Source organism: Candidatus Poribacteria bacterium (genome assembly GCA_021162805.1).
Taxonomy (GTDB): domain Bacteria; phylum Poribacteria; class WGA-4E; order B28-G17; family B28-G17; genus JAGGXZ01.
On record JAGGXZ010000033.1, the window covers coordinates 1 to 14,851 of the forward strand.

The 14,851-nt window shown below is 51.3% G+C and carries 12 protein-coding genes; all 12 read left to right on the forward strand.

The window, feature by feature from the left end:
• Positions 1–185: 185 nt before the first annotated feature.
• The 12 genes from J7M22_02215 (at position 186) to smc (ending at position 14,367) form a co-directional block, all read left to right on the forward strand.
• Positions 186–1,010: a sugar phosphate isomerase/epimerase gene (locus tag J7M22_02215; protein MCD6505417.1), complete on the forward strand. Its 825-nt coding sequence runs from the start codon at positions 186–188 to the stop codon at positions 1,008–1,010.
• 4 nt (positions 1,011–1,014) lie between these two features.
• Positions 1,015–1,851 carry a sugar phosphate isomerase/epimerase gene (locus tag J7M22_02220; protein MCD6505418.1) on the forward strand — a complete coding sequence of 279 codons (837 nt, stop codon included), beginning with the start codon at positions 1,015–1,017 and terminating at the stop codon, positions 1,849–1,851.
• Positions 1,848–2,696 carry a hypothetical protein gene (locus J7M22_02225; GenBank protein ID MCD6505419.1) on the forward strand — a complete coding sequence of 283 codons (849 nt, stop codon included), beginning with the start codon at positions 1,848–1,850 and terminating at the stop codon, positions 2,694–2,696. Before J7M22_02220 ends, J7M22_02225 begins: the two co-directional genes overlap by 4 nt.
• A 1-nt stretch (position 2,697) precedes the next feature.
• The gene (locus J7M22_02230; protein MCD6505420.1) at positions 2,698–3,483 is read left to right on the forward strand and encodes a sugar phosphate isomerase/epimerase; all 786 of its coding nucleotides are present in this window, start codon (positions 2,698–2,700) and stop codon (positions 3,481–3,483) included.
• Positions 3,483–4,544: a M42 family metallopeptidase gene (locus J7M22_02235; GenBank protein MCD6505421.1), complete on the forward strand. Its 1,062-nt coding sequence runs from the start codon at positions 3,483–3,485 to the stop codon at positions 4,542–4,544. The genes J7M22_02230 and J7M22_02235 overlap by 1 nt, the downstream gene beginning before the upstream one ends.
• Before the next feature lie 118 nt (positions 4,545–4,662).
• On the forward strand, positions 4,663–5,475 hold the full coding sequence (locus tag J7M22_02240) for a hypothetical protein (protein MCD6505422.1): 813 nt from the start codon (positions 4,663–4,665) through the stop codon (positions 5,473–5,475).
• Positions 5,476–5,548: 73 nt separating this feature from the next.
• Complete coding sequence (locus J7M22_02245; protein ID MCD6505423.1) at positions 5,549–6,514, forward strand: zinc dependent phospholipase C family protein; 966 nt, start codon at positions 5,549–5,551, stop codon at positions 6,512–6,514.
• Positions 6,511–7,524 (forward strand): 4Fe-4S dicluster domain-containing protein, encoded by a 1,014-nt coding sequence (locus J7M22_02250; GenBank protein MCD6505424.1) that lies wholly within the window; start codon positions 6,511–6,513, stop codon positions 7,522–7,524. The genes J7M22_02245 and J7M22_02250 overlap by 4 nt, the downstream gene beginning before the upstream one ends.
• A gap of 254 nt (positions 7,525–7,778) precedes the next feature.
• Positions 7,779–8,669: an EamA family transporter gene (locus J7M22_02255; GenBank protein MCD6505425.1), complete on the forward strand. Its 891-nt coding sequence runs from the start codon at positions 7,779–7,781 to the stop codon at positions 8,667–8,669.
• 113 nt (positions 8,670–8,782) lie between these two features.
• Positions 8,783–10,054, forward strand: coding sequence for a DUF2088 domain-containing protein (locus tag J7M22_02260; protein ID MCD6505426.1), 1,272 nt, complete (start codon positions 8,783–8,785; stop codon positions 10,052–10,054).
• 10 nt (positions 10,055–10,064) lie between these two features.
• Positions 10,065–10,811 carry a tRNA pseudouridine(38-40) synthase TruA gene (truA, locus tag J7M22_02265; GenBank protein MCD6505427.1) on the forward strand — a complete coding sequence of 249 codons (747 nt, stop codon included), beginning with the start codon at positions 10,065–10,067 and terminating at the stop codon, positions 10,809–10,811.
• 4 nt (positions 10,812–10,815) lie between these two features.
• Complete coding sequence (gene smc / locus J7M22_02270) at positions 10,816–14,367, forward strand: chromosome segregation protein SMC (GenBank protein MCD6505428.1); 3,552 nt, start codon at positions 10,816–10,818, stop codon at positions 14,365–14,367.
• Positions 14,368–14,851: the final 484 nt, after the last annotated feature.

The following is a 14,851-nucleotide window of genomic DNA, read 5'->3' on the forward strand; positions in this document are numbered from 1 at the left end:
CATCCCGCAAGGTAGTGAAGTGTCGGTTTTCGTTCTCGGACAATTATCCGGTATCCGTTGGTAGGCTTCGGCTCATAGAGCGGCCGGGAGCCCTGGTCTATCTGCCGCAATGTGATAGAAAGGAGGGTGGTTCCTCAACCGGCAGATAGGTCAGTTTGACACAGTTTGAGGAACCAGGTAAAAGGGTGTTTAAGATTGGAGTGGTCACGGACGAGATAAGCGATGATCTTCAGGAGGCGATAGATATAGCCAAGTCATGGGGCATCCGGTATATAGAGCTGCACGGGGTATGGGGCAGGAACATATGCGACCTGGACGATGCCTCTCTCAGCAAGGTTATCAGGATAGTCCGCAAAAGCGATGTAAAGGTGGTCGTTATAGATTCCCTCACACTTAGATGCCACCTGGACGATGATGAGGAGTACTCCCGACATATCGCCCACCTGATCCGATCTATCGAGATAGCGCCTCTTTTCGATACGAACGTGGTTCGTCTTTTCTCCTTCTGGAAGGAACAGCGGATGAGCGAGGAGAAATGGGAGAGGATATTTGAGAAGATGGAACTGCCGATAAAGATCGCCGAACGTGAAGGGGTGATTTTGGGGTTTGAAAACGTCAGCTCGGGCAACATAGGAACGAGCGAGGACCTGTTGAGGTTGTTCGAGCAGTTCGATTCACCAAATCTGAAACTAATATGGGACCCCGGAAACGCACATGCCGCCGGAGAGGAGAGACCCTATCCGGACGGATATGAGAGGATCAAGCATAAGGTGATACATGTGCATATGAAGGATTCAACCTTCAGGAACGGTGAGCACCTGTGGCTTCCCATAGGCGAGGGGGATGTGGATTATGAGGGGCAGCTCAGGGCACTTAAAAGGGATGGGTATGACGGCGTTGTATCCATTGAGACTCATTACAGGCCCCCATCAGGGTCGAAGATCGAGGGAACGAGGCGTTCGTTTGAGGGCCTGATGAGAATTATCGAGAGGATAGGGAGGGAGGATTGAGGAGATGAAGATACTTATGTTTTCGAAGATGCTGGGAAGCAAGTCGATCTCGGAGGCAGGGGATATCATAGCCGAGATCGGGTTTGATGGGGTGGATCTGACGGTTCGTCCCGGCGGACATGTCCTGCCGGAGAACGTCACCCGCGATCTACCACAGGCCGTCAGAATCCTCGAATCGAAGGGGCTTAGCGTCCCGATGCTCACCACATCCATTACGTCGGCGGATGATCCGAGCGCCGAAGATATACTCGCTGTAGCCTCAGATGTCGGGGCAACCTGGATCAAGCTGGGTTATTGGAGATATAAGGGGTTCGGCGAGATCAAATCGGAGATCGATGATCTGAGACGGGAGCTCGATCGCATAGAGAAGCTGGCCCGCAGATATGGCGTCTGTGTCAATCTGCACACTCATTCTGGATATTACCTCACTGCCGATCCCTTCTTGCTCTACATGTTGCTCGATGGTCGAGATCCTCAGGATATGGGCGCTTACATAGATCCCGGGCATATGACAGTCGAAGGAGGTTCGGGCGTGTGGAAGATGGGGATAGATATACTGGGCGATTACATCAACCTCGTCGCCGTTAAGGACTTCGGCTGGTTTCAGCAGACCGATCCGGAGACCGGTGATAAGATCTGGAGACATAGAACGGTGCCTCTTCGGGAGGGGGTTGTCAAATGGCATGAGGTCTTCGAGTGCCTCCGTGAGATAGGATTTGATAACTGCATCTCCGTCCATAGCGAATATGGGAATATGACCGTTGAGGAGATCATCAAACAGACAAAGGAGGATTTCCTGTATCTCAAAGGTGTGATTGACAGCGTATGGGGTGGGAGATGAAATCGAGGAAGATCTACTGCGTGATGGCCCTCGAACCGATATGTCCGGACGATCGGTTTCTCAATCAGATATCCCAAATCCCTCTTGTCCCTGCCGCAAGGTTGAAATACTCCGTCAAATATTCCATCGCCCTGACCTTCCAGGATAGGTTTAAACATAGTTCCATCGATGAACTGGTTGAGGGGTGTTGTGGAAGGGAAAGCTGTCCTATATGTGGCCCCTTTGGTTTCTGGAAGAAGGGAAAGGAGACCCCCGGAGCAACGGAGTTCAGCGATATGACTCCGATGTTTATCCCGATCGATACTCCCGATGGACCCGTTTGGTGTACCTCACACGCCATAATCGATGTGTTGACATGCGCGGGACTTTTAGGGGAGGATGATCTTCAAATCCGGCTCCCTTTAGATTCACTTGACGTTCAAAGCCCTATGGGAGACGGTATATTGACGTTAAGCTGGCTACCCCTGAGGGTGGCGTATAGCATCTCACCGCTTAAATCTTCCGCCCGTGATAAGTTCCTAAACATGGGGGTGCCTAGGGAAGTGCTGGATAGAGTAGTGTTTACCTCCGATAAGGTCTTAGCCCATCTGATTCGGGATAATCCCGAATCATACCTGATTCACCTGGTAGATCCCCAGACGAATGGGATAACACACAGATTGGCGCCGCTATGTGGGATGATACCTCAGGGGACGATAATGTGGTTCAGCGTCGGATATTTCAGACGCGATGGGATTATAGATGTGGTTGAGGATGGGATCTCCCATCTGGAGCATATAGGCGTGGGTGGACTCACCTCTAGGGAGGTGGGGAGAATCAAACTGCTCAAATCGAAGGAGGTCTGAGATGAAGAAGGGGATATGCCTGGGATCGCTCCCCGGCGACAGCTTAGAGGCGAAATTCAGGCTTGCCAGAGAAGCCGGTTTTGACGGCGTGGAGATAGGCACCCTGACAGATGAGGAAGATCGACGGAGATACAAGAGGATAGCCGATGCGATGGGGATCGAGATACCCAGCATCATGAACTCCAAGCACTGGGCCAAACCCCTCTCCGATCCCGATCCGAAGGTCAGAGAGGAATCAGCCCGGGGGGTAATCGATTCGATCGAAACGGCTGCGGTAGTCGGAGCAGATACGGTTTTGCTCGTGCCCGCTGTCGTCACGGAGGAGGTCACCTATGAAGAGGCATATGAGAGATCTCAATCTGAGATACGCAAATTGATTGGTTATGCCCAGGAGAAAGGGGTTTATATAGCCGTCGAGAACGTATGGAACAAATTCCTTCTCAGCCCGATCGAGTTCGCCCGATATATCGACGAGTTTGAAAGCGAATACGTGGCCGCATATTTCGACGTGGGCAACATCGTGCTATACGGATATCCACAACATTGGATAAGGACGTTGGGGAAAAGGATCAAGAAGGTGCATGTCAAGGGATTTCATGCCAACAAGCGGCAGTTCACATGGCTGCTTGAGGGAACGATAAACTGGAAAGCGGTTATGGAAGCCTTTACGGAGATCGGATATGATGGGTATCTGACGGCTGAGCTGCCCGTCGATTCCTCCGATCCCGAAGGCAGGGTCAGGATGATAAGCGAGGATCTGGATAAGATCATATCGGGAGAGGCGTGATGAGGAGAGAATCGCTGAAATTTCTCAAGGAGTTGCTCGATGCGCCGAGTCCCTCCGGCTTTGAGGAACCGGCTCAGAGGATCGTAAGGGAGTATATCGGGCCTTTTGCCGATGAGGTTCGAACTGATGTTCACGGGAACGTCATAGCTGTGAAAAATCCCGAAGGCAAACCCAAGGTGATGCTGGCGGGGCATTGCGATGAGGTGGGCTTCGCCGTCACACATATCTCCGACGAGGGTTTCATCTATTTCCAACCTATCGGCGGGATAGACGTCGGAGTGACCATGGGGCGTAAGGTGGTGATCCACACCAAAGACGGGCCGGTCGAGGGAGTCGTCGGTCGAAAGGCGATACACATCCTGGAGGGAGACGAAAGGAATAAGATCCCGAAGATACACGATCTCTGGATAGATATCGGAGTCTCAAGCAGGAAAGAGGCTGAAAAACTCGTCTCGATCGGCGATCCGATCACATACGCCGCGAGATTCGAACGGCTGAGGGGAAACATAGCGGTGGCGCGTCATTTCGATGATAAAATAGGAACTTTTGTCGTCTGTGAGGCGATGAGGCTGCTTAAGGATAAACGGATCTCGGCCGCTCTGTATTCGGTCTCAACCGTCCAGGAGGAGATAGGACTTCGTGGGGCGAGAACCAGCGCCTTTGGAATAGATCCCGACGTGGGCATCGCTGTGGATGTCGAGCATGCGACCGATTATCCGGGAGGAGATAAAAAACGGGGAGGCGATATCAAGCTCGGAAAAGGGCCTGTCCTGTATCGAGGGGCGAACATCAATCCCGTCGTTGGGGAGATGCTCAGGGAAACCGCTAGGAGGAGAAGGATACCCTATCAGTTTAAGGTGGTCACTGGCGGGACGGGAACGGACGCCAATGCCATTCAGATAACGCGCGCCGGCGTGGCTGCCGCCCTTGTAGGCATACCGAACAGATACATGCATTCTCCGGTAGAGCTGATCTCGCTGAAGGACGCCGAAAACGCCGCCAGGCTTCTCGCGGCCTTCGTCGAATCGCTCACGCCGGAGGTGAGTTTTATCCCTAGCTGACTCGAAGTGTAGGGGGCAAGGCGTTCAAAGGGAGACGCCTTGCCCTTTCACGTTGCCTTGACAACTTCGCATATGGAAATGTATCCTTGTTATAGATCCTTAATTAAGGAGGTCAAGGATGAAGATCAAGGTGATAAGCGTAGTGATTGTTCTCTGTCTTTTCTCCGCCCTTTCAAGCTGGGCTGGGAAAATAGGAGACGTCGGCATCTTCTGCGATCAGACTAGCTGGATAGATGCCGCCGCCGCAAAGCGCATCGCCGAGGCGCTTGTCAAAAACGTGAAGTCGGCCGCCAGCATTAAGATCTATGATCTGGACGGGATAGCCGACTTCGCTAAAGCGAACACGGGTGACGGCGAGGTTGATGTGATCATGACCTTCGGCTACTTCCCCGAAACCATATATCCAGCTGGGAACGCCAAGCCTGATGGCTCAATAGCCGAGCTGTTCTTGGAAGATGGGAACATGTTCCTAAACACGGCCGACTATATCTTTTACGTCACCAAGGGCGGTGGCGCAAACGGCACCGGCGGCCTTCAGAACATGATGGATATCCCTGGTATCACGATGTGGGGCGATAATACTGCCGTCACGGTTACAGATGATGGGAAGAAATACATGCCATCGCTTAAGGATTATCCGACTTGGAGACCATTCCATATCAATGAGCTCCAAGACCCCTGGGAGGCGGAGGCGATCTTCGCCATCGATGGCAGCGGCACAAAAGCCGATCCGGTGGTCGTGAAGGATAAGAAGACAAACGGCAGGATAGCGATCGCCTTCCAGGTGGGGCTTGATAAAGTGGACGAGGACACCAGAACGAAATGCCTCACAGAGTTCTTCAACAACTGGCTTTCGACCATTCCGGAGGCAACCCCGGTAAATCCTGCCGGTCTGCTGCCTCTCACATGGGGTGCTGTAAAAGGAAGGTGAAAATAAGCTGACCCTGCATATCGCCCGGTGGGAGCATACGTTCCCCCGGGCGATACTGTTTTGAGGTGTTCCCATGATACAGGCGCGCCGTTATCGCGGATTGCCCTACCTTCTTCTCCTCGCATTGGTTTTCTTCCCCCTCAACTCCTATCCTTGGGGTAGGGAAGGACATATAGCGATCACCAATAAAGCTATAGATGCGCTGCCGAGTACTATAAAGGCGTTCTTCGATCTGAATAGGGATGAACTGGTGAGGCTCTCGAATGTCCCCGACTGGGAGTGGAAGGCAAATTCCGAAGCCCGATATACCTCGTCATGGCATTATCTTGATATAGACAAGTTCGATTTCAGATATCCGTTCAAAGATTTCCCCAGAGACAAGAAGGAGCTGAAGAAGCTCTATGATGAGCGGGGTGAAGCGGGATACCTTCCCTGGACGATAGCCGATTACTACGACAAACTCATGAAGGCATTTAAAAGGGATGACCTGGAATCCGTTGTGTATTATGCTGGAATCGTTTCACACTTCATAGGTGATAGCACCATGCCCCTACATTGCACACGCAACTACAACGGGGATTTTTCCGGAAATTATAAGTTCGATGTGCCTTATGACTCGCCCGATTACGCCCATAGGGGAGTCCACCAGAGGTTTGAAATCGGGTTAATGGAGAGATATCTCGATAAATATAAGTCCAAACTCCAAGGTCGGAAGATCATCGTCAAACGGCTTCCAGATGATAAGTTGGAGTATGCCTTTCAGATGATAGTCGATTCCTTTTACAACGTTGATCAGATCATCTATTTCGACAAGGCCGCCATGAAGGCCTTCAAGATAAAGTATGACCTTGAGGATTTCAAATCCAAAGCGGATAAATACTACGCCTATATGGATCGGCATGTTGGATCGCTTTTGGTCGACAGGTTGGCCAAGGCATCGGAGTTCCTGGCGAGCTTCTGGTATTCGGCGTGGATTGAGGCCGGGAAACCTGATCTCAAGCTTGAGAGAATCGAGGTGAAGGACGTATCGCCGAGATGAAGAGGATAGATAAGGATAAACTGAACTCATTCCTGGAATCCATCGCATCCGAAGGATATGAGGTGCTTGTGCCCTCGGAGGAAAGGCTTGGGTTCGCAAGGTTCGATCCAGATACCAAGATACCGATTGAGGGTATCACCAGGAGGCCGATAAAATCCATTTTCTTTCCGCAGACCGAAACCCTGCTTGAATGGCACGGGGATGGACCGCCGATTGAGACCCCACCCGATGAGACAAAGCGGCTCGTCTTCGGGGCGAGACCATGTGATCTTCGAGCGTTAACCCTTCTAGACAGAGTTTTCATGGGAGAGGTTGTCGATCCCTATTACGCGGCCCGCCGTAGAAACACGGCTCTCTTCTCCCTGGCCTGCTCACATCCCGCCGATGGATATTGTTTCTGTGTTATGGTAGGCGGAGACCCATTCTCGGTGGAAAACTCCGACGCCCTTTTCATCGATATAGGCGAAAGCTTCTTGGTGAAACCGATCACCGAAAGGGGCGTGAAACTCCTGGGGGATCTACCTGATGAGGAGGTGAAGGAGAGCGAGATCGATGATATAGCCCAAAGGTCCAGAGATGCCATTCGCTCCAACCTGCTCAGATCCGATCTCCCCACCGAGACCGTTCGAATAGAGCCCGAGAAGCTATGGGATCTCTTCGATTCGGAGATTTGGGAGGAGGTGCGCCTGGGATGTATAGGATGCGGCGTCTGTTCCTTTCTGTGCCCTACCTGTCATTGCTTTGATATATCCGATGAGAAGTCTAAAAATGGCGGCAGGAGAATCCGTGTCTGGGATACCTGTGCTTTCCCGGTATTTACCAAGCAGGCTTCCGGCTATAATCCCAGGCCCACACAGCGGGAGAGAATAAGACAGAGGGTGATGCATAAATTCTGTTATATTCCGGAGAACTTCGATATTTTAGGGTGCGTCGGCTGTGGGAGATGCGTTAGATACTGTCCAGGAGGTAGTGATATAAGATATATCCTGGTAAAACTGTTACGCTCATAATTGCCGTCGAGTGCTGGGGAACCTTGGAGCCATTGCCTGCTGCAACTGAGAAGAGCGTTATTTATAGTCAACGCTCATATTATCGCTGAGTGTAGTGGGATGCCAAAACAGGTTAAGGTTTAGGTTGAGGTTAAGATGGTCAAGGGTCGAAAAATGGTCTAGAGTCAAGGGTCTAGGGTCTTATTTTTCGTCCCTTTCGTGAAAGGGCGTTGATTGCCACCGTAGTAGGAGCATTCAAATAATAGGCCTGGGAGATGAACCCGCTTGCCATCGCCCTTGTATTGCTTTCCACCTTCATGCACGCCTCATGGAATTTGATGGCTAGACATGGCAGATCTGAGCATGACTTCTTCGAGCGCATGCAGATAGGGGTCATTTTGATCGGATTGATCCCCGGCCTATCTAGCGAATTCATCGCCCGATCCATCCCGCCAAGGGTGTGGCCTTACGTGACCATATCGGGTCTTTCCTGTGGACTTTATTATCTTTCCCTTGCCAATGCCTACAGCTCTGGTGATTTCACGACGGTTTATCCTGTCGCCCGTGCATTGCCCGTCCTGCTCATGGGACTGGTGGATCTCGCTCGTGGGAGGACACCGACGGCAGCAGGCTGGACCGGTATGTTTCTGGTCGTAGTGGGCTGTTCCCTCTCCCCGCTTGAATCGATAAAGCGGATCGATCCCAGAAGATACCTCAACAGGACGAGCCTCTGGATGTTTTTAACGGCGATGGGAACGGTCGGATACTCCACATTTGATAAACTCTCCTCCGAGCTGGTCAAGCAGGGTCCGGCAACAGCGGCCAGATACGGGTACTTCTTCTATACTATCGCCGGTCTTTCATATATGTTAATGCGGAGGTTGTTTGCACCGGAGGGGAAACGCGAAGGGAAGCCTGCGGGAAAACTTGGGTGGAAGATGCCGATTCTAGGAGGAATCTTCAACTTCGGAGCCTACTGGCTGGTTTTATGGGCATATCAGCTAGCCGGCAGGGCAAGCTATGTCGTGGCGTTCAGACAGTTCAGTATAGTCATAGGATCCTTGGCCGCCTTCATCCTTTATAGGGAGAAGGGATTCGCAGTTCGGATGACAGCTGTTTCGACCATAACCCTCGGGCTGATTATCATTGTGATTTGGGGCACTTAGCCCTCTGAAGAATTTACCGAGGATGAAAGTCTTGCGATGAAGGGATTCATGTTGTATTATCTAAACGAAGTTTCCGTTCGCCTAGGGAGGTTTCTCCGTTGCAACTCCCGAGTATGTTCCTGATCAGACAGATATTTCCCAGGCCGGTTGTCGGGGATATCCCTTCCAGGATAAAAGAGGAACTTGGAAGGATAAGGTTTGAGAGGAGGATCAATCCGGGAGATTCCATAGCCATCACGGCCGGCAGCAGAGGAATAGCCAACATGCCGCTCATAATTAAATCGCTGGTCGGCGAGCTTAAATCCATCGGCGCCCATCCCTTTATAATCCCGGCTATGGGAAGCCACGGCGGAGCGACAGCCGAAGGACAGAAAGCTGTATTGGAGGATTACGGCATAACGGAGGAGAACATCGGCGCGCCGATCCGATCTTCGATGGATGTGCTTAAAATCGGTCAGCTGCCGGACGGTTCACCGGTTTACATCGACAAACTCGCCGCCGAAGCGGATGGAATAGTCGTTCTCAACCGTATAAAGCCCCATACCGATTTCGTAGGACGTATCGGAAGCGGATTGATGAAGATGATGGCCATCGGGCTGGGCAAAAAGAAAGGCGCCGAGCTTTATCATAGGACCTTCTTCAAATACGGTTTCGAGAAAACCATCAGATGGGCTGCACGTGAGGTGTTAAGAAATTGTAAGGTTAAATTTGGAATCGGAATCATAGAAAACGCCTATGAGGAAACCGCTGATATCGTCGCACTTCTCCCGGAGGAAATCGAGGAAAGCGAGGAAAAGCTCTTCGCCAAGGCGAAGGAACTCTCCGGTAAGCTTCCGTTTGAGGATCTGGATGTGTTGATCGTGGACAAGATGGGTAAGGACATAAGCGGAACCGGAATGGATACGAACGTCATAGGTAGAATGATGCAGAATTTCGAACCTGAGCCGGAGAAACCCGATATCCTCAGGATTGTGGTGCTGGATCTCACCGATAGATCCCACGGTAACGCTGTGGGAATGGGACTTGCCGATTTCACCACCGCCCGTCTAGTGGGCAAGATAGACCGCAGGGCAACCTATACCAACAGTATCACCTCGTTGGGCCCTCAAAAATCCAAGATCCCGGTCTATCTTGATACCGATAGGGAAGCCATAGAAGCAGCCCTCGCGACCGTTGGAATCCGAGAGCCTAGAGAGTGTAGGGTCGTTCATATAAGGAGCACATTACACCTACACCTGGTTGAGATCTCCGAACCGCTTCTGGAGGAAGTTAAAGGGAGAGAAGATCTGAGGATAATTTCCGGGCCGGAACCGCTGAAGTTCGATGAGAATGGAAATCTCATATCGAAGTTAGCCATGCTGGATTCAGGATCAACGGCGATTTAAGGGGATAAGGGTGAGGAACATCAAACTGACGATAGAATATGACGGCACAGATTTTATAGGCTGGCAGATACAGAAGGAGGGGCGCACCGTCCAGGGGATAATAAGGGATGTCATATGGCAGATCACAGGCGAAAAGGTGAAATTGATCGGCGCCGGTCGAACCGATTCAGGGGTGCACGCTACCGGTCAGGTCGCCAACTTCCGCACCGAATCTAAGCTTTCGACAGATGAGTTTCACAAGGCCCTTAATGCTCTCCTGCCCGATGACGTGGCGATAGCAACCGTCGAAGAGGTGGATGAGGATTTTAACGCCAGATATAGCGCCTTGAGCCGAAGATATAGATACCTGATCCTCAATAGGGAATATCCGTCGGCCATCATGAGGAGATATGTTTGGTATGTTCCATATGGGTTGGACGTCAACCTGATGGACAGGGCGATTAAGGTTCTGGAGGGTACGCATGATTTCTCATCCTTCCAGAGGAGGGGTAGTAGTAGGAAGAATCCCGTTTGCACGGTGATAGAAGCCTTTTGTCGTCGAGAGGGAGATATGATCAGGATTGAGATAGAGGCTGACTCTTTCCTGAGGGGGATGGTCAGAGCGATTGTGGGAACCCTGTTGAAGGTGATCGAGCATGCCGATCCAGAGGGGAAGATCCTAGAGATTCTGGCGGCTAAGGACAGAGCGGCCGCTGGCCCTTCGGTGCCACCTCATGGACTTTGTCTTGTAAAGGTTAGATATCCAGGGAGGGATTGATCTTATGCGTCTGAAAAGCCTTAAGCTCAGGGGATTTAAAAGCTTCGCCGAAGAGGTAGAACTTCTGTTTGATAAAGGGATAACCGTTATCGTAGGCCCAAACGGATGCGGCAAGAGCAATATCTCCGACGCCGTCCGGTGGGTGTTGGGCGAGCAAAGCTCCAAATCGCTCAGATGCTCCCGGATGGAAGATGTGATCTTCAACGGGGGAACCAACAGCAAGCCCCAAAATCACGCCTATGTGGCGCTGAGATTCTCAAATGAGGATGGACTCCTGCCGTTGGATTCACCTGAGGTGGAGATTGCCCGTCAGCTTCACAGATCCGGCGATAGCAAATATTTCATCAACGGCACCCCATGCCTACTGCGTGATATCCGTGACCTCTTCGTTGACACCGGAATAGGGGCGAACGCCTACTCGCTTATGGAACAGAACAACATAGACCTTATCCTGAACTCCAAGCCACATGAGAGGAGATTTCTCTTCGACGAGGTGGCCGGCATAAACAGGTATAAGCAGCGCAAAAATGCGGCCCTGCGTAAACTGGAGGATACGGAGGCAAACTTAGCAAGGATAAATGATGTGATAATCGAGCTTGAGCGCCAGACGGAATCCCTGCATCAGCAGGCGGAGATAGCCCGTAGATACCTGGATCTCGAGGAAAAGCTCAGATCAGCCGAAATCGAAAAGGCGCGTCGAAGGTTCGTCGATCTCACCGGAAGACTCTCGGAGGTGGAGAAGCAACTCGAAGAGATTTCATCCAAACTCTCCGAGAGGATAAGCGAGATCGAGTCCCTGGAAGCTTCAATGGCTCAGCTCAACTCGCGCAGGGATAAGATAGACGGTGAGATCTCCGATCTATCGGAGAGGATAAGGAAAATCGAGTCCGAAATAGAGCGAACTGAAAGCAATATCGCCATATATAAGGATAGACAGGGAGCCATATCGAATCAGAGAAAGCGGGCGCGCTATGAGATAGAGCTCGTGGAGAAACGGCTGAAGGAGATCGAAAAGGAGATGGAATCCAGATCGCAGGAGAAGAGAAAGCTTGAGATAGAGCTTGAGCTTGAAAACAGCCGGCTTAAAGCCCATGAGGGGTTTATCTCACAGATTGAAGCCAGCGTATCCCGTGCCCGCTCTGAGATCGACGCACTTAAATCTCGGATGATCTCGCTCTTCGATGAGAGGACAAAGCTGCAAAATGAGCTCTCCTCTATCAACTCCAGGATCGAATACTCTGAAAATCGACTTAGCAGGCTTTCGAACGACGAGGGGAGTTTCAAACTCGAGATGAACGAGGTAAAAGCACAGATCGAGGGGCTTCAGCGACAATCGAAGCTGATCGAGTCGGAGATGATCTCTATGGACACGGGATTGAAGGAGATCGAGTCCCAGATCTCCTCTGGGGAAAAGCTGCTCAGAAAACTTGAAGCGGAGATATCGGGCATACAGCAATCTCTTGGGATGAGCCTCTCCAAGCTCAACTCGCTTAAAGAACTACAGAGCGGCTATGAGGGATACTATTCGGGCGTTAGGGCTGTGATGAAGGCGCGGGAGCTTAACCCCGATGAGTTCAGCGGGATATGTGGGGTCGTAGGGGAACTCATAAGGACTGAGCCGGAGTATGAGCTCGCCATCGAAGTGGCACTGGGAAGTGGCATACAAAACATCATAGTTGAAACCGCCGAAGACGCTCAAAAGGCGATCGATCTGCTCAAAAAGACAAGGACAGGACGGGTGACCTTCCTACCGCTCGATATCCTCAGAGCGCGCAAATTTACCGGCGGGGAGAGAGTGTTGAATCACAGCGGCGTTATCGGATTGGCCTCTGAACTGGTCTCATTTGACCCCAGATACAGCGTGGCCATCGATTATCTGCTGGGAAACACGCTCGTCGTGGAAAGCTTGGATATCGCCATATCCATATCCCGCAGGTTTAGACCGGCCTGTAGGCTCGTAACACTGGAAGGTGAGATCATAAGCGCATCTGGAGCTATAACAGGTGGTTCCAGCAAATCAAATGTTATCGGATTGTTGAGCAGAGGACGCGAGATCGACGAGCTGGAGAGAAAGGTTGAAAAGCTCTCCGCTCGATTGAGCGAGAAAGATGCCGAGCGGAAAGGGCTTTCGGCCAAGATCGCCGCGCTGCAGAAGGAGAAACAGCGGATCGTATCCTCCTCACAGGAAAGGAAGATCCAGATGGCTGAGATCTCAAAAGAGATGCAGGCGTTGGAGAAAAGACGAGATCGACTCCAAAAAGAGCTGGAGGTCTTGAAAAGTGAAGGCGAAGTGGTTAAACGCGACCTGGAGGAGCTCTCAGGGAGAAGATCCGAGATAGACGCTAGGTTAAAGGAGATCGAAAAGGAATACTCCTCCCTCAACAGGAAATCCCAGAGACTTTCGGAGCAGATAGAATCGGAGATGGATAAGAGAAGGGAGGTGGAAAGGCTGTGCGGTGAGAAGAAAATCCAGCTTGCAACCATCAGGGAGAAAATACGCGGCATAGAGGAATCGATCAGGTCGATGGAGGATGAACGCGGCAGGATAGGAGAGAGAATCGAGGAGTTTAAGGAGACGATCCGATCGGCGGAGCAATCTTACGCTGAAATCGCTGAGAAAATCGAGGAGGAGCAGCATAAGTTCTTACGTCTCGAACAGACCCTCTTCGATCTTAACGAACGGTCCGCAGCCCTTGGCCGGGAAAAGGAGAAGTTGTTGGGGGAGATGGAGAAGACCGAACGCAGGCTCAGATATCTCAGGCGATCGATCTCCTCGATCGAGGCGAGAAAACATGAACTGGATGTGACATACACCGAGCTCCAGATCCAAATGGATAACCTAAGAACCTCCATGAGGGAGAGGTTCAATTTCCCCATCGAGGAGGCTCAGCCAGCTATGACGGAGCTCGAAGATGAGGATCTGAGGAGGTTCATAGAGGAGATCAAAGATGAGATCCGGGGAATGGGAACTGTGAATCTGAAAGCGATAGAGGATTACAGGCAGCATAAGGAAAGACTCGACTTCATGAAGAAACAACGGGACGATCTGGTCGAGGCGAGGGATTCGATCTACAAGGTCATAAACAGGATCAATGCCACCTCAAGGAGGATATTCCTCGAATCCTTCAACGAGGTAAACGAGAACTTCAAAGAGGTATTCAGGGAGCTCTTCGAAGGAGGAGAGGCCGAGCTGGTGTTGACGGGAGAGGATGTTCTGGAGTGCGGGGTTGAGATAATCGCCCATCCACCTGGCAAAAAGCCCGGGTCGATATCGATGCTCTCAGGGGGTGAGAGGACGCTCGTTGCCATCGCCTTGCTCTTCGGGATCTTCAAGCTCAAACCCAGCCCGTTCTGCATCCTGGATGAGGTCGACGCTGCTCTGGACGAGGCGAACGTGCTGCGTTTTACAAGGCTCATAAAGGGCTTCTCCGAGAACACCCAATTCATCATCATAACCCACAACAAGAGAACCATGGAGATAGCGGAGACGATGTACGGCGTGACGATGGAGAAGGCCGGGGTGTCGAAACTGATGTCCGTCAGATTTGCCGCCTAACGGGAACCACGGCTCACCTAACTCACCCATCGGCTCTTACTTCCCTTAAAAGGTTAACCCGGTTTTGAACTTTATGCCCTCCTCACTGGAGAATATCTCCTCATATTTCGTCCCAAATAGATTGTTTATCGTGAAAAATAGAGAGCCTTTTTTCAATATGCTCTGGCTGATTGACTGACAAAACTCGGCTCAAATACAGGATGAAGGCAATCATCAAGCGGAAGAACCACACCCCCAATTCATCCTTTCAACCAACCAAAAGGATAAACTTGAACCCCCAAAAGGGATCAACCCTTTATTGCGTAGTGCGTAATGCGTGCGGCGTAAAGCGCCTTACGCTCTACGCCCTACTCTCTACGTCTTACCCGCTTTATGCCTATGGCTGCGATAACTGTCCCTCTTGAGAAGGCCATAAATCCCCCTCTCTCCTCCCTCCAAAGCTCAATTTGAGCATAGCTCAACCTATCATCCCTTCCATCATCTC